Origin of the sequence: uncultured Ruegeria sp. (genome assembly GCF_947489545.1) — a bacterium.
Classification (GTDB): domain Bacteria; phylum Pseudomonadota; class Alphaproteobacteria; order Rhodobacterales; family Rhodobacteraceae; genus Ruegeria.
Window position 1 is genome coordinate 72,729 of the sequence record NZ_CANLDZ010000015.1, and the last position, 25,713, is coordinate 98,441.

The 25,713-nt window shown below is 53.7% G+C and carries 21 protein-coding genes and 2 pseudogenes; 16 read left to right on the forward strand and 7 right to left on the reverse strand.

Features of this window, described 5'->3' with window-relative positions:
- Nucleotides 1-25 precede the first annotated feature (25 nt).
- The 7 genes and pseudogenes from Q1B13_RS18580 to Q1B13_RS18600 form a co-directional block, all read right to left on the reverse strand.
- Nucleotides 26-1,612 (reverse strand): hypothetical protein, encoded by a 1,587-nt coding sequence (locus Q1B13_RS18580; RefSeq protein WP_299082907.1) that lies wholly within the window; start codon nt 1,610-1,612, stop codon nt 26-28.
- On the reverse strand, nt 1,612-2,811 hold the full coding sequence (locus Q1B13_RS18585) for a hypothetical protein (protein ID WP_299082906.1): 1,200 nt from the start codon (nt 2,809-2,811) through the stop codon (nt 1,612-1,614). The genes Q1B13_RS18580 and Q1B13_RS18585 overlap by 1 nt, the downstream gene beginning before the upstream one ends.
- The gene (locus tag Q1B13_RS18590) at nt 2,811-4,301 is read right to left on the reverse strand and encodes a secretion protein (protein WP_299082904.1); all 1,491 of its coding nucleotides are present in this window, start codon (nt 4,299-4,301) and stop codon (nt 2,811-2,813) included. The genes Q1B13_RS18585 and Q1B13_RS18590 overlap by 1 nt, the downstream gene beginning before the upstream one ends.
- Nucleotides 4,301-4,540, reverse strand: coding sequence for a TcpQ domain-containing protein (locus Q1B13_RS18595; RefSeq protein WP_299082903.1), 240 nt, complete (start codon nt 4,538-4,540; stop codon nt 4,301-4,303). Before Q1B13_RS18595 ends, Q1B13_RS18590 begins: the two co-directional genes overlap by 1 nt.
- A 69-nt stretch (nt 4,541-4,609) precedes the next feature.
- Nucleotides 4,610-5,092 (reverse strand): annotated as a pseudogene (locus tag Q1B13_RS27025) (LysM peptidoglycan-binding domain-containing protein); the annotation flags it as partial.
- A gap of 536 nt (nt 5,093-5,628) precedes the next feature.
- Nucleotides 5,629-5,853: a helix-turn-helix transcriptional regulator gene (locus Q1B13_RS27030; protein ID WP_366871113.1), complete on the reverse strand. Its 225-nt coding sequence runs from the start codon at nt 5,851-5,853 to the stop codon at nt 5,629-5,631.
- Between the two features lie 20 nt (nt 5,854-5,873).
- Entirely contained in the window at nt 5,874-6,095 is a 222-nt protein-coding gene (locus tag Q1B13_RS18600) for a helix-turn-helix transcriptional regulator (protein WP_299082901.1), read from the reverse strand.
- Nucleotides 6,096-7,313: 1,218 nt separating this feature from the next.
- Here Q1B13_RS18600 and Q1B13_RS18605 point away from each other — a divergent pair.
- The 16 genes and pseudogenes from Q1B13_RS18605 (at nt 7,314) to Q1B13_RS18680 (ending at nt 25,699) form a co-directional block, all read left to right on the forward strand.
- The gene (locus Q1B13_RS18605; RefSeq protein ID WP_299082899.1) at nt 7,314-8,888 is read left to right on the forward strand and encodes an ABC transporter substrate-binding protein; all 1,575 of its coding nucleotides are present in this window, start codon (nt 7,314-7,316) and stop codon (nt 8,886-8,888) included.
- 55 nt (nt 8,889-8,943) lie between these two features.
- Nucleotides 8,944-10,497 carry an ABC transporter substrate-binding protein gene (locus Q1B13_RS18610; RefSeq protein WP_299082897.1) on the forward strand — a complete coding sequence of 518 codons (1,554 nt, stop codon included), beginning with the start codon at nt 8,944-8,946 and terminating at the stop codon, nt 10,495-10,497.
- The gene (locus Q1B13_RS18615; RefSeq protein ID WP_299082895.1) at nt 10,498-11,466 is read left to right on the forward strand and encodes an ABC transporter permease; all 969 of its coding nucleotides are present in this window, start codon (nt 10,498-10,500) and stop codon (nt 11,464-11,466) included. It abuts the gene before it with no gap.
- Nucleotides 11,463-12,377 carry an ABC transporter permease gene (locus Q1B13_RS18620; protein WP_299082893.1) on the forward strand — a complete coding sequence of 305 codons (915 nt, stop codon included), beginning with the start codon at nt 11,463-11,465 and terminating at the stop codon, nt 12,375-12,377. The genes Q1B13_RS18615 and Q1B13_RS18620 overlap by 4 nt, the downstream gene beginning before the upstream one ends.
- The gene (locus Q1B13_RS18625; RefSeq protein WP_299082891.1) at nt 12,374-14,062 is read left to right on the forward strand and encodes an ABC transporter ATP-binding protein; all 1,689 of its coding nucleotides are present in this window, start codon (nt 12,374-12,376) and stop codon (nt 14,060-14,062) included. The genes Q1B13_RS18620 and Q1B13_RS18625 overlap by 4 nt, the downstream gene beginning before the upstream one ends.
- A 719-nt stretch (nt 14,063-14,781) precedes the next feature.
- On the forward strand, nt 14,782-15,288 hold the full coding sequence (locus Q1B13_RS18630) for a ClbS/DfsB family four-helix bundle protein (RefSeq protein WP_299082889.1): 507 nt from the start codon (nt 14,782-14,784) through the stop codon (nt 15,286-15,288).
- Between the two features lie 305 nt (nt 15,289-15,593).
- The gene (locus Q1B13_RS18635; RefSeq protein WP_299082887.1) at nt 15,594-16,229 is read left to right on the forward strand and encodes a DUF1826 domain-containing protein; all 636 of its coding nucleotides are present in this window, start codon (nt 15,594-15,596) and stop codon (nt 16,227-16,229) included.
- A 130-nt stretch (nt 16,230-16,359) separates the two neighbouring features.
- Nucleotides 16,360-17,117 (forward strand): annotated as a pseudogene (locus Q1B13_RS18640) (IS5 family transposase).
- A 750-nt stretch (nt 17,118-17,867) separates the two neighbouring features.
- Complete coding sequence (locus Q1B13_RS18645) at nt 17,868-18,773, forward strand: polyprenyl synthetase family protein (RefSeq protein WP_299082885.1); 906 nt, start codon at nt 17,868-17,870, stop codon at nt 18,771-18,773.
- Nucleotides 18,774-19,043: 270 nt separating this feature from the next.
- A complete protein-coding gene (locus Q1B13_RS18650) occupies nt 19,044-20,093 on the forward strand; it encodes a hydroxymethylglutaryl-CoA reductase (RefSeq protein WP_299800199.1) in 1,050 nt (349 codons plus the stop codon).
- Complete coding sequence (fni, locus tag Q1B13_RS18655) at nt 20,090-21,139, forward strand: type 2 isopentenyl-diphosphate Delta-isomerase (protein WP_299082881.1); 1,050 nt, start codon at nt 20,090-20,092, stop codon at nt 21,137-21,139. Before Q1B13_RS18650 ends, fni begins: the two co-directional genes overlap by 4 nt.
- Nucleotides 21,136-22,317, forward strand: a complete 1,182-nt coding sequence (locus tag Q1B13_RS18660) for a hydroxymethylglutaryl-CoA synthase (protein ID WP_298937264.1) — start codon at nt 21,136-21,138, stop codon at nt 22,315-22,317. The genes fni and Q1B13_RS18660 overlap by 4 nt, the downstream gene beginning before the upstream one ends.
- Nucleotides 22,304-23,386, forward strand: coding sequence for a hypothetical protein (locus Q1B13_RS18665; RefSeq protein ID WP_298937265.1), 1,083 nt, complete (start codon nt 22,304-22,306; stop codon nt 23,384-23,386). Before Q1B13_RS18660 ends, Q1B13_RS18665 begins: the two co-directional genes overlap by 14 nt.
- The gene (locus Q1B13_RS18670; protein ID WP_299082877.1) at nt 23,383-24,333 is read left to right on the forward strand and encodes a hypothetical protein; all 951 of its coding nucleotides are present in this window, start codon (nt 23,383-23,385) and stop codon (nt 24,331-24,333) included. Before Q1B13_RS18665 ends, Q1B13_RS18670 begins: the two co-directional genes overlap by 4 nt.
- Nucleotides 24,326-25,351 (forward strand): diphosphomevalonate decarboxylase, encoded by a 1,026-nt coding sequence (gene mvaD / locus Q1B13_RS18675; protein ID WP_298937267.1) that lies wholly within the window; start codon nt 24,326-24,328, stop codon nt 25,349-25,351. The genes Q1B13_RS18670 and mvaD overlap by 8 nt, the downstream gene beginning before the upstream one ends.
- Before the next feature lie 264 nt (nt 25,352-25,615).
- Nucleotides 25,616-25,699 (forward strand): transposase domain-containing protein, encoded by an 84-nt coding sequence (locus tag Q1B13_RS18680; RefSeq protein WP_298937289.1) that lies wholly within the window; start codon nt 25,616-25,618, stop codon nt 25,697-25,699.
- Nucleotides 25,700-25,713 lie beyond the last annotated feature (14 nt).

The window sequence follows — 25,713 nt, forward strand, 5'->3', positions numbered from 1 at the left end:
GCGAACAGAAAGTTGTTATGCGCAATCAACCCACGCCGGGATCGTTATCATCTGAGTCCTGAGCGTCATTGACGCCGTCCCCATCATTGTCCTCGCGACCTTCGGGTCCGCCATCATTGCCGCTGTTGGGTGAGTTGCTGTTGTTGCAGCTGCCGCCTTGACGCTCGACCCTCCAAGCCGGCTCGCAGGAGCCGGACACCCGGTTCCAGTCCCCATGGGTGGTAGTGATCGTGTCGGCACGGGTCTGCCAGTCCCACCCCTTGGTGGTCACCGCTCGCTGGTGCGTCACCTTTCCGCGGCAACTGCAATCCGTGCTCTTTTGCTGCATTGCGGATGAAAAGACCCACCTGCGGCAGCTGTTATTCGCCAGGGTCCAGCTGCCATAGCGCACCACATCCACATCGGTGGCTGAGAGACCACTTTCCCAATCGGGTTTCATACCGGAATAGGTGTAGGTCGTAGTGGTCACTTTGCGCACGTAATCCCGGCCACCATGCGTCCAGGGTTCAGCACAGCCGAGCGTTTGGGTTTCCTTTGCTGTGCTGACCACAGGTGTGACCGTGGCCGTGGGCGCGAGATTGTCGCAGTTTGACAGCTGCGACAGCGCGCCCGTCACGTTTGTGGTGTAGTTTCCTTCCGCATCGGAGGGCAGCCAGACCACCTTCGTGAAATCGGTCGGATCCTGCGCTTCGGTGACATAATAGTCATAAACCGCCCTGCCCTTGCCCGGTACCGTCATGGTCCGGTTCGGTCCCCTGATCACCGCATCACAGGGTTGTACATCCCGCTTTCGAACCGTCCCCGGTTCACGGCAGAAGTCCGCAGTCACCGTCCAGTTGCCATCACCACCTTCCGACGTGTCGTAGTACGGAGTGCCGATCTGGTTCCCTTGTGCACTGTAATCCGTTCTCAGATAGCGGCGCTCGGTCTGACCAAGCCCAACCTCTCCCACCGGACAGGCAACCTTCTGCTTTTCCCGTGTGCGCCTTGTCCGGGCCACCCCGTACTTCTGCAGGGCCGAACTGAGATAGGCCACGGTACCAGTGGCCAGGCTGGTCGGATAAGCGCCTTTGATCAGGCAGTCGGGGATACGCATCTGCCGTCCGTTCGAAAAGGCCAGGACCATGCCATCCGACCCCGCCTCCACAACGCCGACAGGGCGTCCGGCATAGCGTTTGCCCCGCCGTTCGGCCTGCAGCACCGGCGCTTCTGCAATCTGCGCGCCTGTCAGGTTGTGCTTGAAATCGGGCGTTCCGAAATAGCTCAGCAGTTTGCCATCACAATACCGGAACCGCACACCGTAGCTTTCGAGGGTGGCTGGCGTCAGCGTTGGAACAAGTGTTGCGTTGATTGTTTCGCTGGCATCGATAGAGGTCAGGATCGATGAGGTGCGCGCTTCCTGCTGCTCGGCGTTCATTCCGGGTCGCCAGCCTCTCCAGTTGATATACCTGCGGACCTCGGCATGGGATGTACGCAGCACGTTGGTATAGTTGGCCGCCGAGTTCAGAACCTCGTCGTTGAGCCGTGTACGGTCCCAGCTTTGCGCAGCTGCAGCCATCGGGCAGAGGCACAGGCTCGTGCATAGTGCGGATGCAATAAACAGGTGTCGCATCAGGTCGGGTCCTTCTCGAAGGATGAGCGCGGCATGTAGCGCGGGGTCAGAGGGGACAGGTCCAGGGTGATGATTTCACCCGTGCGGGAAAGCCGGTTGATCCCGGTCATCGGCAGGCGGTGGGCTGTGGACAGCGCGTCTTCAAGACTGCCCTGCATCTCGATACGGACGCGAGTCTCTGCGCCACCCGGCAGCGTCACCCTGAGACGGGCGCTGCCCAAAAACACCTCGGCCGCCGCATCTCGCAGCTCCGCAGGCGAAAGCGCCTCACCGCCCAACTCCATTTCCATTAGTGGGGCTTCGATTACCTTGGTTGCAAAGAGCCGATTGTCCCCCACATGCAACTCGACGACCGTGCCCTCATGCACCGCTTCGGCCGCGCGGCGGGCAATCTCGCCGTTATAGCCGTCCCGCAACTTGTATTCCCGATAGGCCACAGCGCCCACGGTTGAACTTCTGGACAATGCCGGATCGTTCATCTCAGGGGTGGCACAGCCTTCCCGCACGATGTCCCAGCCCGGCGCGCGCGGCCAGCCTTCGGCAAACGCCTCGAGACAGCCGTGTTCGAAGGCAGCTCGGTCAAGAATGACCGCAACTTTCGGGACCGCGTCCTGATTTGCTTCCGAAGAACTCAACCACAGCATACTCCCAAAAACCGCAGCAGCTGCGACGCCAGTACCGGCAATGCCTGCGATTAACAGACGATGCGACGGTTCCTTTCGTGGATTTCCTTCGATGCGAACCGGGTCCATGGAGTTTGTCGGGGCTTCGAACAGAGTAACCTTGAGATCGGTGTCCAACACATCGACGAGATCCTGAGTTGTGGCCAACCGATTGATCCGACCGCTGTCACATTCCCGGGTCACGTAATCGAGAAAGCTTTCGCGGTCCTCGAACAGCATTTCTTCCGCCAGCTTGGGCTTGCCCCGGACAATCACGGCCGCGAAATGCAAATCCTGCGAAGCATCCGCGAAGATCAACAACACTGTGTCGTCCACTGCGGTGTCCGGCAAACTGTCCGCCAGCAGGGACAGCAGGCTGACCGTCCCGATCAGATCCTCTCCGTCCGGCAGGTGCGCCGTCCGATCAGCCCAGGTTGCGGCAATCGGAGCGGGTTTCCATAACGGGCGGTTTCCCTTCCGTTCCCAGCGCAGCCCGGCGATGGCCTCCTGACCGTGATATGTCACCACCCGGACCATCAGCCAGCCACCGGAATAATCGCTGGGCGGACCAACACAACCATGCGGATCTTGTCGACCCCGCCCCTGGTCCGTCCACCCAGCCCGAGGAACCGCGCCCTGCCCACACCAGTGTTGGAGCGGGTGGCCTTGTCCTGTTCGTAGCCGGAAAACACCAATGTCTCGCCTGGCGCCAGTACGTTGTCGTTGAGGATCATCCGCTGATCCACCTTCGGCAATTGCACCGTGCTGCCACCGGACTCAAAACTCTCCAACTCTGTCAGGTCGTTCTGGATCAGCGTCAGGGACAGATGAATACGGTTGCTCTGAACCAACCTCGGCAACGCATGGATCGAGATCCCTGTATCGATCGTCGCTGTTTCAACGCTGGTAGAGACATTCCCGTTTGAATCGGGCGTTGATGTCGTTTTGCTCACATAGTTTTGCGACCTGGGCAGGGCGATCGGTGCTATGGTGCCGGACTGGGCGATGGTGGAAGCCAGGCGGTAATCGACTACGGAACTGTTTTCTGCAAGCGACTGGAAGTTGATGGATCCAAAGTCGTTTTTGATCGTGGCAATACCATTGCCGGTGATCGCACCAATCGCCCCGGCAATTGCGCCGTGCGTGCCAGAGCCTTCAAGACCAACTGCGAATGTATCGCTCTTGCTGGTATCAATGAAATACACTGCGATCTCGATACCGATCCGGGTCGAATACACCTCCTGGAAATCCGTGATCACCTGTGCCGCCCGCGCCTGCACCGAAGGTGGTCCAAATACTGATACCCGACCCATCGTTTCCCCATAAGTGACCTGGGCCGGTGGCGGTGTCACGGCAGTCAACTGCTCTTTCAGGTCCGCCCAGGCATCGTGTTCCTCAATGCCTCGACTAAAGGTGACGCTGCGATTGCCCTCTGCTCCGCCACTGCCTATCACTCCGCCAACATTGCTGGTCAGGACTGACGTTCCCGTCGGCAGAGACAGCTTGTAGCGCTTTGTGATCATCCGATCGAAGGTGATAGCCTTGCCGTCATAGGACCACGCAATATCCATCCGCGCACCGATCTGGTCGAGCAGCTTGGACAGCGCCCCCTCATGATCCACCCGCATGGTCGTGCCGATCGGGATCTTGATGGGCTCACCATCCGGCCTGGTGTAAACGGTTCGGATGTTCACGGGCATATTCGCCTGCTGCGAAATCCGGTTGGCCAGCGTCTTGATGTCCGCCGGGGACCCGCCCGTTGTAATCTTGATGCTGCGTGCGCCTTCAAGGTTCTTTGGCAGTGGCTTGCCACTCTGCGAGCCGCGTTCTACCTGGACCACTTCTCCGTAGAATGGCCGGTTAACTTCGTGCAATTGACCACGCTGAGCGGCCCTCAGCCGCGCCCGTTCATCTGCCGTGCGCTTGATGGTGCTACTGGACAGCCCATCCGCATCCCGGATGGCATCACAGCCTGTAGAAAGGCCGATGGTCAGGAACAGCGCAATGAGTGTTGGAAACGTGCGCATCAAATGGGCCTCCCGATCCTGACGACCTTGTTGGCGTAAATGCTGATTGGCAAAGGACGGCCGCTACTTTCAAAGCCCCGGATGAGTTCCTTCAGCGCATCCTTGAAACTGCCCTGAAAGACAATCGGAACGATCACCTGCCACTCATCCACCCCGTCTTGTGTCACCTTGTACCCGGCCGTCTTGCCCCAGCGTTCGACCACGTCACTGACATATTCGCCGGGACGTGCCGTCCACACGGGAAGTGGAGCGGGAAGGGGCGAAATCGGAACTGACCCCTTCCCACCGGTCGCACATGGCAATTGGAGGACTTGTCCCGGGAGCAAAGGGGATGAGCCCGACAACCCGTTTGCCTGCGCGATTTCTTTCCAGCGCCTTACGGCCCCGAGTTTTTTGGCCGCAATCCTGCTAAGTGTGTCGCCTTTCACGACAACATAGCGACACTGCGAAGAGATGGTGTCCGGGGCGCCCGGCGGAGGGGTCTTACCGACAGTCGCAGGTTTGGCGTCTGGTTTTACCTTGCTCCAAAAGCCTTTCGGCAGAGGGAATGGCTCGGTGCGTTTGTTTTGAGCGGGGCTCTTGAGGGGCTTTGCCTTCGCCTGGACTGCTTTGCCGTTGGCAACAGCAACCTCAAACGATTGCTTTGGCGGAGAAGACCGCAGCATCGCTCCCGGCTTCTCGACGACATACTGCCGCCAGTCCGGACATTGAATCAGCGGGGCAGATAAAGCCTGACTTGCACCAAGCGCCAGGGGCAGAGTTAGGGGAATGAACCGGAGTCGCTTAAACATCAGCGCGAGAATCTAATATATCTTAAATATTGACTCATTTTCCGTAAATCAGCCATTTTAATAAATCACTTCGCCGCGCAAATCGGGTTTTAGCCGTACTTATCTCATGCTCTTGTTCCGGAGATAAAAGAGTAGAAACCAAGCACGCATTCACCGACTGACACTCCCAGGATAAGCTCTTTAGATAACCTGAAGGTGCGTCACTCAAAGTTATCAACAATAAGAGATTAGCGGCAGGGTGCTGCGCAGGGAAAATACTAGATTTCTATTTTTAGATAGGAAAAATCTATGTTTAATGCGTGGCTTTCGGGAAGAACTTTTTAGCCAGGATTTCATCCTGTTCTGAAGATCGAGCATCAATCAAATCTTCCGGATCTAAAGATAGCGCGCGGCATATCTTCAAAAACACCACAATCGTCATGTTTCCGGATCGCAGCATATTATACCAGATCGCAGGACCATGGCCGGTCGCAGTTCCAATCTTAAATATAGACAGTTTTCTGTGTACTCTTCGTGCTTCGAATATCTTCATAACTTCAGTGGTTTCCGGGTATCTCATCTGGCACCGAAAAAGTAACATCAAACCCATCTGAGATAAGCCAGGTCGGGTGAGTTTCGAGTGCATATGACATCCGGATGAGGTTTTTCAAAAGTAACAGCCGAGTTCCGCCTTCAACCTTCGTAATGTACTGCTGTACAAAACCTGCCCGCTCGTCTATCTCGCGCCGCGATAGACCGAGGTATTCGCGCCTGTCCCGCACATTTCGAGCTACTCTAACCTTTAAATCCTGCTTATGCGGAACAGTTGTGTCGAGCTGAAAACCATCAGATGTGGCACGCTGGTGCCATGAGCCTCTGCAATAGCTTCCAATGTTTCCAGTTTTGGACTGGTTTTACCGTTTTCGATAAAGTTCATCGTAGGCATGGATATGCCAGCCAGTTCGGCCTGTAACAAACCTTTTCCCTTGCGGATCGTATAGCCGAGATTCTTCGCCGTCGACACCGTAGCTGCCTCCCTATTGCAATAGTCGTGCACATTTATCTATTTGACTTAGATTCGTTTTTTGGAATTCGTGGTGATTTGCGAGCGCTTGTTGCCGCTCTATTCTTGTTTCCAAAATTTCTTTTTGTAGAACACGTATCCCCTGTCCAATACTCTCAACATGTCGTAATCCGGCCATCCAAAAAAATTTACGCGCGGATCCGGGTTTGGAAACTACGGCGTTGCGTGACGCGGCAAAAGCAAATTCCCCATCAACACCGCGCCACGCTGTGCTCGAGGGAGCTTCCATAAATTTCGGCCATATTGGGATCGAAAGCCAATACTGATACGCTATGGGGTCATAGCCAATAACTATGGCCGATGTCGCCATCTCTTGCGCGAAGCCTTCACGAGCAACGCCAAAGATTGCCTAGGTGGCCACACAGAGCACGTAACAATATGCCACGCACGTGCTTCGTACACTTTGTTCGATATCGAGCAGTATCCAAGTTGGATCAGCGATGGGCCGAGAAGAACTCATAGGTACACCGCTGGCTCAAGAAGTCTTCGCGATTTTGATGCGGTGATTTTGCAAGGCAATCGGCTAAGCTGACATCAGCTGCGCCGCAAACTGTGTCCAGTTTGGGCTCACTACCACCGTTCTCCGCGACTTGCCTCCACTGGAAGTAAAAGCCCTTACCATACCTTCATTGCACTTTGAGGCTTCGCTCGTGAGCACGTCGTGAACCCGGCGCAAGCCGGACATTAGTAGTACCAGCGACCTAAGGCAGATGAGCGGACCAATCTGCCGTTGGTGTGTTCTGCTCGAACAACCGCTTTGTGAGCTTTGCAAGACTAAAACGCCTTGGGAGGATCGCAGAATCTCGCAGCGAGTATAAGGCAGTGTGGTAATCGCTTATAGTGCGGACACTTATCTAGATTCTGAGAATCGCGGTTCTCCTCGAAGCTACCCGGATCTACTTGTCGGTACGGGAAGCATGATTTTTGTGGTTTGTTTTGGGTTCGCTAGAGTAATAGGTTCTTGAAGCGCTGTTTTTGGGGAGAGTTGCTGTTCTCTAAAAGTCCCGGGTCGCTTGCGTTTGACAACTAGGCAACCCGTTGAATGATTGACATGCATTCACAGTTGGTATGCTATCAACAACCATACCGTTCACAGAATTTTGCGGCAAAGTATCGTGAATTCAATGCAGCTAAACGACTGCAATATGGGAGAAAATAATGAAAAAACAAATGCTCGCGCTTGCGCTGTTGATGACTACGACGTCGTTGGCCAATGCAGAAACCTTGCGTTGGGCGCGCTCGGGGGATGCTTTGACGCTTGACCCGCATTCGCAAAACGAAGGGCCCACGCATACCGTGCGCCACCAGATGTATGAACCTCTGATTATCCGCGATACGTCCGGCGCCTTCGAACCCGCACTGGCCACGGATTGGGCTCCCAACGAGAGTGATCCGAATGTCTGGGTGTTCAATCTGCGTCAAGGTGTGAAGTTCCATGACGGCGCCGATTTCACTGCGGAAGACGTGGTTTTCAGCATCAATCGCGCTAAACAGCCGAACTCGGACATGAAAGAGCTGATCAATTCGATCGTCGAGGTGCGCGCGGTCGATGACCATACGGTCGAGATCGTAACCGATGGTCCGAACCCGATCCTGCCGGCGAACCTGACGGATCTGTTCATCATGGACAAAGTCTGGACCGAGGTGAACAACGCAGTTGACGTTCAGGATTTTGAGGGTGGCGAGATCACCTTTGCGACGACTAATGTGAACGGCACCGGCCCCTACAAACTGGTTAGCCGTGAGCCCGACGTGAAAACTGTGATGGAGCGGAACGAGGATTATTGGGGTCGTGATCAGTTCCCGATGGCGATCAGCGAAATCATCTATACACCGATCCAGAACGATGCCACCCGCGTTGCTGCGATGCTGTCGGGTGAGGTGAATTTCCTTCAGGATATGCCGGTGCAGGATCTGGACCGGGTGAATGCCGTGGATGGGCTGGTCGTCAAACAAGCGCCGCAGAACCGGGTAATCTTTTTTGGCATGAACCAGGGTGGGGACGATATCGAAGCCGATAACGTCGATGGCAAGAACCCGCTTGCCGATGTGCGCGTGCGTCAGGCGATGTCGCAGGCGATCAACCGGGATGCCATCAAACAGGTGGTCATGCGCGGGCAGTCGCAACCTGCCGGGATGATCGCACCACCCTTCGTCAACGGCTGGACGGTCGAGATGGACGGTGAAAGCAGCACGGATGTTGAAGGCGCGAAAGCTTTGTTGGCCGAGGCGGGCTATCCTGACGGTTTCTCGATCCGGCTGGATTGCCCCAATGACCGCTACATCAACGACGAAGGCATCTGTCAGGCCGCGGTCGGGATGCTGGGTCAGATCGGTATTACGGTGAACCTGGATGCCAAGCCCAAGGCGCAGCATTTCCCGCTGATCACAGATGGCAAGACCGATTTCTACATGCTGGGCTGGGGTGTTCCGACCTATGATTCGGAATACATCTTCAACTTCCTGGTTCATGGCCGCGAAAGCGATATCGGCACTTGGAACGGCACCGGCTTCGACAATGATGACCTGGATGCCAAGATCAAATCGCTGGCCTCGAACACAGACCTGATTGCCCGCGATCAAGCCATCGCCGAGATCTGGCGTGTGGTACAGGACGAACAGCTGTACATCCCGATCCACCATCAGGTGCTGAACTGGGGCATGGCCGAAAATCTGGACATCAATGTTGATCCCGAGGATCAGCCAATGGTCAAGCATTTCGGTCTGAACTAACCCGAGTCGCCAGGCCCTGGCCTGCGGGGCCTGGCACCAAAAAGTGGGAGCTATCATGAAACGTCTGACCACTGCCGCGTTGTTGAGCGCGCTTGCCCTACCCGTCGCAGCAGAAGAGTTCACATTTGCCGTCACAACTGACCCGCAAACGATGGACCCGCATGCGGTCAATTCTGCCCCTGTTCTGGGGTTTCTGAACAACATCTACGAAGGGCTTGTCCGTCGGGGCAAGGATATGACCATCGAACCGGCACTGGCCACCAGTTGGGAGACCATTGATGGCGGTGCAGGCTGGCGATTCAAACTGCGCGAAGGTGTGACGTTTCACGACGGGGCCGAATTCAATGCTGATGACGTGATCTTTTCGTATCAGCGGGCCTCGGACGAAAGCTCTGACACGCGCAGCTGGTTTGCTCCGGTCAGCGAGGTGGTGAAGGTTGACGACTATACCGTCGATGTGATGACCACCGCGCCGAATCCGATCTTCCCGGACAGCATTGCCAACTGGATGATCATGGACAGCGGCTGGGCCGAGGCAAATGAGGCCGCGCTTCCTGACAAAGAGGCGGGAAACTACGCCACCCTTAATGCAAATGGTACCGGAGCGTTCCGCGTCACCGCGCGCGAGCCGGGTTTGCGCACAGTGTTAGAGCCTTTCGACAGCTGGTGGGATGAGGCAGAGCACAACCTGACCCGTGCCGAACTGGTTCCGATTCAAAACCCGGCAACCGCGCTGGCGGCGTTGTTGTCCGGTGATGTGGATTTCATCAACCCGGTCCCCATCCAGGACGTGGCCCGGCTGCAAGGCAATTCAGATGTAAAAGTCATTCAGGGGATTGAAGCGCGTGTCATCATGCTGGGCTTTGACCTGAAAGAAGGCGCAAGCGAGGCCGGTCAGGGTGGTTCCGACGTGTTCCGTGATCCGCGAACCCGCAAGGCGGTGGCCAAGGCAGTCAACGTTCCGGCCATCCTGCAAACCATCATGCGCGGCAATGCCGAAGTGGCCAGCCAGTTGGTCAGCCCAGCGATGCGCGGCTATTCGGCAGCCAGTGCAGACCCTTACGCCTACGACCCCGACGGGGCCAAGGCGCTGCTGGCCGAGGCCGGGGCGGAAGGGGCAGAGGTCAGCTTCAAGTGTTCGAACAATCGCTATCTGAACGACGAAGCCGTCTGCCAGGCGATCACCGCCATGCTGACGCAGGCCGGATTGAACGTGACACTGGATGCAATGCCGGTACAGAACTACTGGCCGGAACTGCGGGCCGATAACTTCGATATGTATCTGCTGGGTTGGTCGCCCGGAACGTTTGACGCTGAACATCCCGTGCGCTTTCTCGCTTCGACCCCCAATGAGGAAAAGAAGCTGGGCTCGTGGAATTTCGGCGGATATTCCAACGCGCGCGTGGATGAATTGTTGCCGATGATCCAGTCCGAGATTGATGAGGCCAAACGTCAGGCGATGCTGGATGAGGTCGCAGGTATCCTGCAAGACGAGGTGGCTTATGTGCCCCTTTACGTTCAGCCGCTGGTCTGGGGTGCACGCAGCAATATCGAGTTGACACAACGGCCCGACAATTTCTTCCTTCTGCGCTGGGTGTCGGTCAACTAAATGCTGTCATACATCATCAGGCGCGTGGCCCAATCGGCGCTGGTTCTGTTCGTCGTTGGCCTTGTCGCCTTTTCCATGTTCCGCTTTGTCGGTGACCCGATCGACAACATGTTGGGGCAGGAACGGACCATGGAAGACGTGGAACGTCTGCGCGGCCAGCTGGGCCTCGATCAACCGTTCCCGGTACAATATGTGAAATTCCTGCAAGAGGCAGTGCAGGGCAATTTCGGTGTCAGCTTCCGTCAGGGACGTCCGGTGGCCGAGATTCTGGCCGAACGTGCCCCCGCCACGCTGGAATTGGCGATGGTGTCGGCTGTGTTCGCCATTGTGCTGGGCATCGCTCTGGGCGTTTTCACAGCCATCCGAAGGGGCGGGTTCGCGGCGAACTTCATCATGTCGGCCTCGCTGATCGGGGTGTCCCTGCCGACGTTCCTGATCGGCATTCTGTTGATCTACATCTTCTCGGTCGAACTGGGATGGCTGCCCAGTTTCGGGCGGGGTGAGGTCGTGGATCTGGGTTGGTGGAACACCGGTTTCCTGACGGCCAGCGGGCTTAAAGCCTTGATCCTACCCTCGATCACGCTGGGGCTGTACCAAATGACCCTGATCATGCGGCTGGTGCGTTCTGAGATGCTGGAGGTACTGCGGCAAGACTATATCCGCTTTGCCCGCGCCCGCGGTCTAAGTGACCGAACCATCAACTTCCGCCATGCGCTGAAAAACACCATGGTCCCCGTCATCACCATTATCGGTCTGCAACTGGGGGCTATCATCGCCTTCGCCATCATCACCGAGACGGTGTTCCAGTGGCCGGGCCTTGGCCTTCTGTTCATCAACGCAATCCAGTTCGTGGATATTCCTGTTATGGCAGCTTACCTGATGATGATTTCGGTCATCTTCGTCACCATCAACCTTGCGGTCGACATCCTCTATGCCTTTATCGACCCGCGCCTGAGGGTCAGCGCATGAACCGTGTAAGACGCATTCTGGACAGCGACCAGTTCTACGCCTTTCGCCGGTCGCCAGTGGCTATGGTCTCGGCCACGGTAGCGTTGGTTTTGATTCTCGCCACCATCCTGGCACCGCTGATTGCGCCGACGAACCCTTTTGATCCCTCCAGCCTCGATCTGATGAACGGCTTCACCCCACCGATGGAGCCCAATGCCTTTACCGGAGAAAGCTTCCTGATGGGCACTGACGATCAGGGGCGAGACGTGTTTTCCACGATCCTCTACGGGATGCGGATTTCGCTGTTTGTAGGCGTGGCAGCCGTTCTGTTTGCCATGGTTCTAGGAATCATTCTGGGCCTTCTGTCTGGCTATTTTGGCGGCTGGACCGAAACCATCATCATGCGCACGGCGGATATACAGCTGACCTTCCCGTCGATCCTTCTGGCGATGCTGATCTTTGGCATTGCCAAGGGTATCACGCCCATTGAGTACCGTGACCAGATGGCGATCTGGGTGCTGATCCTTGCCATCGGTCTGTCTGACTGGGTGCAGTTCGCCCGGGTTGTCCGGGGTGCAACGCTGGTCGAGAAGAACAAGGATTACGTCGCCGCCGCGCGCATTATCGGGCAAAGCCCGCTGACCATCATGCTGCGCCACATCCTGCCCAATGTGCTGTCGCCGGTGCTGGTGATTGCCACCATCTCGCTGGCGCTAGCGATCATTGCTGAGGCGACGCTTAGCTTTCTGGGTGTTGGCGCGCCGCCGACACAGCCCTCGCTGGGGACACTCATCCGCATCGGTCAGGGCTTCCTGTTCTCGGGCGAATGGTGGATTCTGTTCTTCCCAGCCTGCACCCTGCTGGCGCTGGCGCTGAGTGTGAACCTGCTGGGCGACTGGCTGCGCGATGTTCTGAACCCGAGGCTGAAATGACCGATCCCGTTTTGTCGATCCGCAATCTGACGGTAGAAATCCCCACCCGCCACGGCATCTTCAAGCCAGTGGAACATGTGACCTATGACCTGCACCCCGGTGAAATCCGGGGGGTTGTTGGGGAAAGCGGCGCGGGTAAGTCTATGACCGGCAATGCCGTGATCGGCCTGCTGGACCCCCCGGCCCATGTGTCCGAGGGGGAGGTTTGGCTGAACGGCCGCCGCATCGACGAACTGGACGCCGAGGACAAGCGCAGGATTCGTGGCAAAGAGATCGGGATGATCTTTCAGGACCCGCTGACCTCACTGAACCCGCTGTTTACTGTCGGTGAGCAGTTGGTCGAGACGATCCAGTTGCACCTTGGCCTGGCTGCGTCAGAGGCGAAGAAACGCGCCATTGCGCTGTTGGACCGGGTATCGATTCCGGACCCGGCAGATCGGTTCAATCAGTACCCCCACCAGTTTTCCGGCGGGATGCGCCAAAGGGTCGTGATCGCGTTGGCCCTGTGTACCGAACCCAGTGTGCTGATTGCAGATGAGCCCACCACGGCGCTGGACGTATCCGTTCAGGCGCAGGTGCTGGATCTGATCAAAGAGCTTGCCAAAGAGCGCCAGGTCGGCGTCATCCTTGTGACGCATGACATGGGCGTAATTGCCGACACCACTGATACGGTCACCGTGATGTATTCCGGCCACGTCGTCGAAAGCGGAACCACCGATCAAATCCTCGGTGCGCCCACGCATGACTATACCAAATCCCTGATCGCCGCCGTGCCGCGCCCGCATACCAAGGTCGAACGCTTCCCAATGGTCAGCTATGGTGAACGTGAAAGAACCTTCAAGATCGACGATCTAGCGGCGCATTGGGACAAGACCGATTTGTCCAAAACTGGCAAGCTGCTGGAAGTCGAGAACATCACCAAGACCTTCTTGCAGAAAGGCGGGCTGCTGCCGTCGCAACGTCAGTATTTCACAGCCGTCGATCAGGTGAGTTTCGATATTCGCGACGGCGAGGTTTTTGGCCTAGTCGGCGAAAGCGGGTCCGGGAAATCCACTGTCGCGCGGATGATCGGCACGCTCTACCCGTTGGATAGTGGTCGCGTGATCTTTGATGGCGAGGACGTTACGGCGATGGGCACGGATGCTCTGCAAGCCTATCGCCGGCAGATTCAAATGATCTTTCAGGATCCGTTTTCAAGCCTCAATCCCCGTATGAGGGTCGGGGATCTTGTAGCCGAGCCGATCCATCACCACCAAATTCTTCCAAAGGCCCAAATCGGCCCGCGCGTACGCGAGTTATTGGACTGGGTTGGTTTGGCAAAGGACGCGTGGCGCAAATACCCCCATGAGTTCTCTGGGGGGCAGCGCCAACGTATATGCATCGCCCGCGCACTTGCAACGCAGCCGCGGTTTTTGATCTGCGACGAACCAACAAGTGCGCTGGACGTCTCGATTCAGGCGCAAATCCTGAACATCCTCAAAGATCTGCAGGATCACCTCGGCTTGACAATGCTCTTCATCAGTCACGATCTTCCGGTCGTACGTCAGATGTGTGACCGGGTCGGCGTGATGCGCCAGGGAAAGCTGGTTGAGGTGCAGGAAACGGCCTCGTTGTTCGCAACTCCAGAGCATCCGTACACAAGGGAACTTTTGGATTTGATGCCCCGGTTAAAGCAGTTGGCGTAATCTTACCGACTTAGTCTTGCATCGGTTTTTTCAGAAGAAATCATTTGAGAGGTGAAGTCGCAAGCAATCAACGGTAGTTAAAACACAGACACTTTCCTGATACGGTTCCGTCGCTAAGCATCGGGTTGATCCTGTAAACCTAAGACTGTCTCAGGTTCCGATTACAAAATTGGGGTATACTGGCGAAACCGACGGACTCTGCGCGTGAGTTGACCTTCGGGATTCATGTTCGCAAACTCAATACCGCCCGACGTGGCCACTTCTGAAGCCAGGGCTTTCGCACTCAACCTACCGAACCCCAACGTAGCAACCCTTTCTTCTGCTGTCTCCGCGAATGACCGCTATGCAGGCTACGAATGCAGAGTATAGACCGAATACCGCAAGCCAGCTAAGAGCTGCATTGGATTTCGGCTTTCAGCGCTTTGCCCTTGTTTGTGTATCGCGCAGAATCCGGGGGTCATGGGCTCACTGCAGCCGTTCTTTATTATCAGCCCAATTGGGAGTTTGAGCCCTGAGTTGCCATCGACAAGGCTTCGGTCCTTTGCAGGTGCAGTACGTCGCGAACCGCACATTCCAGACATTCAAACGAGGTGGCAAATGACGGGAGAGCGGACTCTCGCGGCATCCACCCAAAGGGTCACTGCCGCTTCGTTAGGCAAAACCAAGTGCCATTGACCCAAATCAAGAAACCCACCCGTTGAATAGTGTAGTGCTAAGCAATGCCCGCAGCAACGAACAAGACTGATTTGCTTGCCGCCTTCGATAAGGACTTGGCAAAGCTACGCAAAACGCTCGATGGCGTCGATGAAGCGCGTTCCTGTTTGTCGACCCCTGAAGACCAAACCACGATCAAAGGTGTCATCGCTCACCGCACCCATTGGATGGGCATGTTCCACGTTTGGTACGAAGACGGCGTTGCGGGACGCGAGGTTCATGTGCCAGCCAGGGGCTACAAATGGAACCAACTCAAAGAATACAACGCGTCACTGTATGCGAGAGGCAACGAGACACCTTGGGCGGGCCTGCTCTCGGAATTCGAGTCCGCCTGCGATAAACTGCGTCGATTTATCGAGGCTCAAGACGATGTCACGCTTTACTCCAGTGGTGTGCACCCATGGACCGGTAAATGGTCTCTTGGTCGGTTTGCCGAGGCGTCTGGTCCATCACATTTTCGGTCTGCAAACTCTTACATTCGTAAGGTGCTGCGCACCGCCAGCAGAGGCTAGTTCTACCGTTCACACAGCTTATTATCGAGACTGCAAAACAAACGTGTGCTCGCCCTCGTCATTTTCTGCGACATGACTCAACTGGCAGTTTGAGCCCATAACCGCCATCGCCGAGCCATCTGGATGCTGCGTGTGCAATCGGCAGGTCCAGCCCAAAGCTGCCGTTAGATTTGAGCGTCAGATGAGGACCTTCCGGACATTTGTACCCGCAGCTTTCGCTTATTGAAGTTAGTGCAACGGACGCGTCGAGTGTGTTAACATTGCAATCGGGTTTATTTGCAACCTTAACCGACGGGCGTGGCGGCATGGAATACATTCGAAAGACCGTAAGAAACGCGGCGGTAGGTGTAGGTGTTGCCGACAATCCCACCAACCTGAGCGTTTTGTTGAAACCGGGATGTGCTGCAGCTATCTGGCGCAGACAAACCCCGCCAAGTGTACAAAGCTGGCTTGATCTTCTTGACCCGGATGCTTTGCCACGTGCTCAGGTTAATTTGCCTCAAAATGCAGTGGCGAAAACTATCAGACATATCTGTGATGCATCTGGTTTGCCTGACGGCAAGGAAAGGGAGTGGTTGCAGGATGACATCGCCCTTTTGGCCGGCACTTTTTCGGGTCTGATGTCCGCCAAACACCTTCGGTTACGGTTGGAAACTGTGAAAACCGATGCCTGCCGCGAATTCCACATCGACGCCACAACTGCGCAGCTCGTGTGCACCTATCGGGGCATCGGGACGCAATACGGTATCTCTACGGATGGGAGGGAACCTAAACGCGTCTTCACTGTGCCAACCGGGTCACCATTTCTACTTCGCGGAACGCTTTGGACCGGACAACCACCGTCTGGACTGCTACATCGCTCGCCACCTATCGAAGGCAGTGGAGAAACCCGCCTTGTCCTCATCTTGGACCCCGTGCGGGAACCGGATCAAGAAGCATAAACTGAAACTCCGGGGAAAGACGTTTGGGCAGGAGACTGAACGCTATCGACATGATTGCGGCATCTAGGGTCAGGATGCATTGAATCTCGGTGCGCTAAATAATTCACGGCTCCCAAAACGGAGCGATGACATGAGCGATCTTTATTGGCTAACCGACGAGCAGATGGCCAAGCTCGTCCCATTTTTTCCGAAGTCGCACAGCAAGTCCCGGGTTGATTACAAATGGGCGTTGAGTGGGATTATCCTCATCAATCGCAATGGCTTGCGCTGGTGAGATACCCCTGGCGACTACGGGTCTCACAAGACGCTTTACCGCCGATGGAAGCGTTGGAGCAAGAAAGGCATCTTCGCACGGATCATGGCTGGTCTGGCCGCCGAGCACGGCGAAGAGAAGACAGTTTTGATTGACGCGACCTATATAAAAGCACACCGCACTGCGACCAGTATGGCCGCTAAGAAAGGGGGCGTGACCGCCTGATCGGTAGAACCAAAGGTGGCATGAATACAAAGCTGCATGCCATCTATGATAGCCAAGGGCGCCCGCTCAACCTGTTCGTTACCGCCGGGCAAGTCAGTAATTACATCGGAGCTCGGGCTTTGCTCAGTAGTATCCCAAAGGTAGACTGGCTGCTCGGTGATCGCGGTTATGACGCCGATTGGTTCCGAGGCGCGCTGAAAGACAAAGGGATACGTGCCTGCATCCCCGGGCGAAAGCAACGCAAGACGCCGGTCAAGTACGACAAGCGCAGATACAAGCGGAGAAACCACATCAAGATCATGTTTGGCAGACTCAAGGATTGGAGGCGTGTGGCGACACGCTATGACCGTTGTCCCAAAGTCTTCCTCTCAGCCATCGCACTCGCGGCAACCGTCATCTACTGGTTATGATTCCTGACCCTAGTCTCCAAAACCTGAAGAGCCCTCTGGCAGACACTTTCATGCAATGTCTATACCCATCGTTGGCTAAACGAAAACTAGATCGCTGATTGGGTAGCCCTGCAGAATCCGCCAAAATCACAAACTCGTCTTACCTCTCCAATTCTGCACTCAGCGGGGATCGACCCCGACTCAACCTTCAACGCGAACATTACTATTTGTGCAAATAATAGTCCTTACGTGCATCAATAAGATTTGAATCTTTCTGAAGGCTAGACATTTGTTTTTTAAACTGTGTAAGTCAATAAATAAGTACGATGTATGACTTGGCTTTTGATGCTGAATCAAGAGAAGTCAGCGAATGTATAGTGAGTATCTCTTTTATAAAACGGTGGATCTAAAAAGCTTCCATCACGGGCTGGCTTCACTCTATTTACACCTGAGTGAGCGTTGAGGGTTATCGCGATGAAGAATTTAGGTGTTATCGATCGTAAGGACTTTTTGAAGCTAATGGGTAGCCGTTTGGAGGATAATGGCTGGTCGATATATGGGATGTTCACAGAGCCAAGACCCAACACTGATTTTGGTAGCAGGGAACTCTCTTCTTGTTTCTCTATCGAAGCAATAAACCAGATGAAGTAATCGACAGATCGATAAAGGAAACAAATTAGCATGCTTAAGTTTCGATCTGTGACGTTTAGAATACCTGTTTTGGTAAAACACTGAATGTCACACATTGACCTAAGTGTTCCGGGGTGAGGCATGACACTTGATCTTAAAACACATTTAGCGATGCAAACCGAGCGCATTGAAGTGAGACTAGATGACCTTCTGAGAGGATCTGATCTTACTAATTGGATAAAACGCCCACCGAGACTATTGGCCGCGATGCGATACGGCGTCCTGAATGGTGGTAAGAGACTAAGGCCTTTATTGATCTTGGAGTGTACAGCACTTTTGGGCCGCGTGGATAAAGGCGTACTGGACGCAGCTTGCGCACTGGAGCTCATTCATTGTTATTCCCTTGTGCATGACGATCTACCGGCGATGGACGATGATGATTTGCGCAGAGGACGGCCGACCGTTCACAGAGTTTACGATGAGGCAACTGCAATCTTAGCAGGTGATGCGCTCCTGACGCTCGCGTTTGATATTATCGCTGACGAAGCTGTTCATCCGGATGCCGCCGTACGTCTACGTGTTTCTCGGGAGCTTTCAAAAGCGGCTGGTAGCAATGGTATGGTGGGTGGGCAGATGCTCGACCTTCAAGCAGAGTATAGCGATAAGACGGAAGTCGAGATTCGCGAGTTTCAAGCTATGAAGACCGGTTCGCTGCTGCGATACGCCTGTCGAACTGGTGCTATTTTGGCGAACGCAACAGATGACGATATTAGTCGATTGACCCAGTTCGGAGAGACAATCGGAATAGCGTTTCAGATAGTAGATGATCTTCTGGATATCGTTGCAAGTCCGAAAGAGTTGGGCAAGGCGACAGGCAAGGACAAGAAAGCGGGAAAGGCAACACTTGTTGGACTTTGGGGGATCAAAAGGTCTCGCAGAGAACTCAATCGACTTTTGGTTGACGCCGAAGGCCTTCTGGCGCCGTTTGGAGCTAGAGCAGAAACACTCAACGCTATCGCGAGTTACATTACCAATCGATCATGCTGACAGAAGTGCCAGCCGCTGATTTCAATGAGATCGTACATAGCAAACGAGCCCAAACACGAATGTGACCTTTGGCGGCTCCGTAGGTTCTAGTTGGGAAAAGCGTAACTCACGATCTGAACATTTATAGAAGAAAATCGAAAATTGGAGGTGAGTAAATCTGATCAACATCATGAACCTAAATGTGTTTTCATACTTACCGACATACCAACGGCATCATACGCAAGGGAGAAGGTTTTGACGAATTTTGAGACGTGCGACGGCGATATGACAATGGCTAAAAACCGGACGACTGAACCAAAACCCTTCACACCGATCCCGACTCAATGGGTCGGTCCGATTGAAATTACCGGGGAGCATGTCGAAGGGCAGATCAGTGTTCCTCTCGCGACCTTTGAAGCACCGCTTTGGCCCTCTACGGCACGCGGAGCTCGAGTTTCGCAGCGTTCGGGTGGAATTCGTTGCACATTGGTCGACGAACGGATGTCGCGATCGATCATGCTGAGGGCCCAAAACGGAGCAGCTGCTCAATTAACTTGGCAGGCACTTTCTGAGCGTAAGGAAGAGATTTCAGAAGTTATCAAAAAAACTGGACGTTTTGTTCAGCTGCTTTCAATGAACCGCCAGATAATAGGGAACCTCATCTATATTCGAATGGAGTGTATTACCGGAGATGCTTCCGGCCACAACATGGTTACGAAAGCAGCCGATGCAGCAATTGAATGGATTCTACAACAATACCCAGAGCTCGACTATGCAAGTATTTCTGGAAACTACTGTTGCGACAAGAAAAACTCTGCCGTGAACGGTATTCTTGGCCGCGGAAAATACGTAATTTCCGAGATCGAAATTCCTCGAGAAATCGTCGTTCGTATGTTGCGTACAACACCTGAAAAGATGGTTCGGCTCAATGTAGAAAAGAACCTGATTGGAGGGACCGTTGCAGGATCGTTGCGCAGTGCCAACGCTCATTTTGCAAACATGCTTTTGGCTTTCTACCTGGCAACCGGTCAGGACGCGGCAAATATCGTCGAGGGTAGCCAGGGGATTGTTCATTGCGAGGCTCGAAATGAAGCGCTCTACTTTTCTTGCACACTGCCCAATCTGATCGTTGGATCTGTAGGCAATGGCAAGAGCAACCCACAAGTCGAAGCTCACCTAAAACGTATCGGTTGCCGCGAAGAAAGAATACCCGGTGACAATGCTCGCAGGCTTGCCTGTGTTTGCGCTGCAACCGTTCTTTGTGGCGAACTATCGCTGATGGCAGCCCAAACCAACCCTGGCGAGTTAATGCGAGCACACATCAAGATGGAGCGCGCATGACTGATCATCTCCCAGATCGTAGTGTCTCTGGCCGTAAGCACGACCATTTAAGTATTATTGCTAAAGATACGGGTGTCGAGCGCCATACAGGCGACTTTAGCAGCTTGCGTTTATGTCATCGAGCAATGCCTGAACTTAATCTGGATGACATCCAAACGCAGGTGGGGTTCCTCGGTAAGAGGCTTAGCTTTCCGCTTCTCATTTCTTCGATGACTGGCGGGGAGGGGGAAAATTTAAGAACAATTAACAAGAACCTAGCTGAAGCAGCAGAAGCTACAGAGGTAGCGATGGCAGTCGGCTCTCAGCGCGTAATGTTTACCAACAATCATGCTCGATCAAGTTTTGAACTACGCGAGTTTGCACCCAAAACTGTTCTGATTTCAAATATGGGTGCCGTTCAACTGAATACCGGTATTGGCCTTGAAGAGTGTACCGAAGCGGTTGAGGTCTTAGGTGCAGACGGGCTTTATCTTCACTTGAACCCCTTACAAGAAGCGGTGCAACCCGAAGGCGACAGGGATTTTTCTGGTCTTGGAGCGGCAATCGCTGAACTGGTTCCAGACTTGCCGGTACCTGTATTGCTAAAAGAGGTTGGTTCTGGCCTTTCTGCCCCCGATATCAGGTTGGGACTTGACGCTGGTATTCGTCATTTTGACGTCGCCGGGCGAGGAGGAACTTCCTGGAGCAGGATTGAGTACCATCGCAGGGCATCGGAATCAGACGACCTCGGCTTGGTATTTCAAGATTGGGGTTTAACAACGATTGAGGCTCTACGTGCCGCACGGCCAATCCTGAAGAGCAGTCAGCAGAAAACAACGCTGATAGCCAGTGGTGGAATTCGCTCAGGCATCGACATAGCAAAATCTATCATTTTAGGGGCTGATTTGTGCGGTCTCGCGGCACCATTTCTTTCAGCCGCTCAGATATCGCGCGATGCAGTGATTGATAAGATCGAGCAACTAAAACGCGAATTTCGTACTGCGATGTTTTTACTTGGTTGTGCGGATTGTGCTGACTTAAAGAAAAACGGGAGGTTTCTAAAATGACCAGCCAAGCAACAAATGTGAAGGTGGGAATAGCTGCTCTGAGTTTTTTTGTGCCTGGGTCCTATCTTGGACTAGAAACGTTGGCCGAACGTCATGGAATCCATCCTGATAAGTTTAAAGTTGGTCTTGGGCAAAAAAAGATAGCCTTGACAGGCTTCGATGAGGACGTTGTTACTCTGGCGGCTGAAGCAGCCCGTCCAATACTTGATGCCGAAGGCGTCGACGGGATCGACACACTTCTCTTTGCAACCGAAACTGGAATTGATCAGTCAAAATCTGCAGGGATTTACGTTCATAGACTATTGAATTTACCTCCAAATTGCAGAACTGTTGAGCTCAAACAAGCATGCTATTCGGCAACGGCGGGACTTCAAATGGCGTGTGCGTATGTGACGAGGCAGCCCGAAAAAAAAGTATTGGTGGTTGCCTCTGATGTATCGCGCTATGATTTGAACAGTTCAGCAGAAGCAACCCAGGGGTGTGGTGCGGTGGCCATGCTCGTATCTGCTGACCCAAAACTTCTAGCAATCGACCCGATAGCTGGTTGTTTTACAGAAGATATAATGGACTTCTGGAGGCCAAACTATCGTAAGACACCTTTGGTCGATGGTAAGTTTTCAACTCTTCGCTATCTCAACGCACTTAAACAGTGTTGGAACGATTACCAAGACAACGGGGGTAGAGCTTACGAGGAGTTTGTCCAATTCTGTTACCATCTACCATTTTCGCGAATGGGTGAAAAAGGCCACCGCCATCTTGCCAAATTGGCTAATGGCGATCCAAATCTAGACCGATGCAAGGCTGGCATGGTCTATAATCGCGAAGTCGGGAATTGTTATGCTGCGTCGCTCTATATGGGGTTGGCATCAGCCTTGGAAAACACAGAAATTGATCTGACGGGTAGACCAATCGGTCTTTACAGTTATGGCTCGGGTGCAGTTGCGGAATTCTTCGCCGGCGAGGTACAGCCCGGTTACGCGGATCATCTATTGACGGCCCGACATAAGGCACTCTTAGCGGAGCGTACCGCAGTCAGCTATGATACCTATCTTGCTCTTAGAGAAGTGCCCGACCCACAAGATGGGAGCAGTGTTGAAATGCCCCGGTTGGCCAAGGGTCAGTATAGATTGGCGAAGATTGATGAACACAAACGTCATTACGTCAATGCTTTCAATTAACACTCCCCGAGCACATGCTCCTGGCAAAGTAATCTTGTCAGGAGACCACTCGGTGGTGTTCGGAGCTCCGGTACTCGCGGTATCGATTGCTCGCTACACTGAAGTGTGGTTGAACCCAATCCGCGGTTGTAGTGGACTGTTCACTGCTTTCAAGCAAGTTTCATCTGGTGAGTTTTATCCATTTGCAATGCTGGATGAATTCAAACAGAGACTTGATCGCCGGTTTGAGCAGTTTGTGGCCGGCGAGTTGCCGGTTCAAAACATTCTACAGCGGCCCGACGAGTTGGCAATGTATGCTGTGACATTGTTCCTGCAACAATTGTCGAAGCCCAAAGTTCGTAAAAACCATCAAATACCTATTTCGGGAACACTGAGAAGCCGTTCATCATTGCCATTGGGGGCGGGGATGGGTTCGTCGGCGGCGATAATCGCGGCAATATTCGCCCTTTACGAAAGCCTGTTCAATGAAATTGTATCGCCCCAAGAGCGCGTTGAGCGAATTCGTTTTTGTGAGCGTCTGCAACATGGACACGGTAGCGCTGTTGATGCCGCCACCGTCGTTTACGGCGGGGTGATTAGGGTGGATGGCGATCGGGTGAGTCGCCCGAACATTCCGCAGCACCACGCGTTGTGGACAGGCGATGGCTGGTACTGGGTTTTCCATGGAACACCTGCGAGCGCCACGGGAGAATGCGTAGAGGCGGTGCGCCGATTTCACGAAAAAGACGTGGCATTGTGGCAAGAGTTCAACGATTGCACCAACACCCTGCAGTCAAATCTTGAAGCAAGCGTGAGCCCGATAAAGACATTGCGTCACAATCACCGTCTTTTGGTTCGAATAGGAGTGGTACCATCTGCGACGCAAAACTTTGTGAATGCTGTGGAAAGAATTGGGGGCGCCGCAAAGGTTTGCGGTGCCGGATCAATAAAAGGAGAGCAAGGGGGGATGGTTTTAGTCTACATGGAGGATGAAGATGCCATGAACGCGCTTATGACTGATCATGGAAACCTCTGTTGGGCGCCGCTAAGGGTTTGCGCTTTAGGGGCAGCGCATGGCGCAGCTCCATGAGCTACACCACCATCCGGGTTTCTGCCCCTGGTTCGATCATGATCACAGGTGAACATGCCGTCGTTTACGGATACCCTTCTATCGTTTGTGCAATAGACCAAAGGATCACCGTCGAGGCGTTACCTTTGACCGAAAGACGAGTGGAAATCGTTTCAGACATAGGTCCACCCATGACGTTGCCACTTGAGTTTGTTTCTAAGGGTGGCAGATATCGTTTCATTCTCAGTGCCGTTGAGTTTTTTAGTAACCGTTTAAAACATGGGGTGCGTCTAACCATTTCATCTAAGATCGACCCTTCCTTGGGTTTGGGATCTTCGGCTGCCGTGACGATCGCTAGCTTAGCGGCTCTGGCTACAATGGTAGGCGAGGATTTGGGGCAATCACTGTACACCAAGGCACTAACTATTGTTAGACGAAACGAAGGACGCGGGAGTGGTGCAGATTTAGCGGCGAGCATCTTTGGCGGCATGCTTGCCTATAAGCTTCCAACTGAATTGTTAGACAAAGTTCCGGCGGGAGAAATATCGGCGGAGATAACCCAACTACCTACACCTCCGATTCTAAGCCTGTGTCATAGTGGCTATAAAACTCCAACACCGGTCGTGCTTGCCAAGGTTGCGCGATCTATGGTTGGGAGAGAGGCAGCGTTTGAAGTTCTTTACCAGCGGATGGGCCAAGCTGCCGCTGACGCAATTGTTTTCGCAAAAAAACAAGATTGGTTAGCCTTTGGCGCTGCCATTTCAGAATATCAAGGCATGATGGAAGAACTTGATGTTTCAGACCCAACCCTTGGAAAGATAGTGGGTGATGCACTCGCTTGCCCAGCAACCATTGGTGCAAAGATATCTGGTTCCGGACTTGGTGATTGTGTCCTAGCGGTAGGTGCCGTTCCTATCGGTTTTTTTCAAGTAACCGCAACGTCGGAGGGACTGCGCATTGATGATTGATCCGGTTCAAGTGATTTTTAACGGTTTGCTACCAAGTAGTTTGCCACATCCAGAACCTTGTGAAGCCTATGCACCTAGCAACATTGCACTATCAAAGTACTGGGGCAAACGAGACCAGATTTTGAATCTGCCGCTAAACAGTTCACTATCTATTTCTCTTGGGAACCTGGGGAGCACGACCCGAGTGTCTGCAGCGGCTGATGGTGCCGACGGTGTTTGGCTCGATGGTGAGAAACTTTCCAATCAAAGCAGTTTTGCGAGGAAAGCATTAAAATTCGTAGATCTGTTTCGCCGCGGTCAGGATTTACCGTTACATATTGTCACCAAAAATACTATCCCGACTGCAGCAGGACTGGCATCATCGGCATCTGGGTTCGCTGCCTTAACTCGAGCAATCTGCGGGGCATTCAAGCTTGATATCCCCGATACGCAACTCAGCATGATTTCCCGTTTTGGTAGCGGTAGTGCAACTCGGTCCATGTGGCATGGTTTTGTACGTTGGGATCGGGGAATTAGAGCTGACGGGACCGACTGTCTTGCTCGTCGACTACAGTACGATTGGCCAGAGTTCCGAATAGCGATCATACCTGTCGATACGTCGATCAAAATGATGCCATCAAGCGATGGGATGCGGCACACTATGGCAACATCACCGCTCTTTGAGACCTGGCCGAAACGTGCCGAAGCTGATTGTACTCGAGTGTACAAGGCTATTGCTACCCGTGACTTTACAACGCTTGGTGAGACCGTGGAAGCAAACGCACTATCAATGCATGCAACGATGCTAGCGTCCAGGCCGGTCCTGAATTACTTAAAACCAACGAGTTGGGCGTTCCTGGAAACTATCTGGAATGCTCGGAAAGAAGGAATTGAAATTTATGCCACAATGGATGCCGGGGCTAATATTAAGGTAATTTTTCTGGAATCGGCCAGAACACATATCGAGACACTGTTCCCACAGGGTTTGGTTATCAATCCTTTTGTTGAGCAATCCCAAGAAAGCTGTTTGACCAAGTAACTGCATTAAGATCCGAGTGTGTCGCAACCATGCGGAACGGCCGGTATTGACGAATTGCTAGAAACAGCTAATCCGGCGATCTCGTCCGGAGTAACCAGTGCAAGTCTGGTGTTCGATTCCAAGGTTTGATGGTGTCGTGTAGATCTGAAAGAAGCTCTTCAGGATCTTTTGGTAGATGCGTTTAATTGCTTTCAATAATGTGGGTCGCGTACGCAATTCAAATTGATGTCGCGAGCGTAGATGAAAATCCGACGGGGTAATGCCATGGCGATCGCATTCACTCTCATCGAAACCCCAAAACTGAACGACGTCGACCCCCAAGCTTGGCTCACTAGGGTCTTTACCTAAATTACCAACCACAA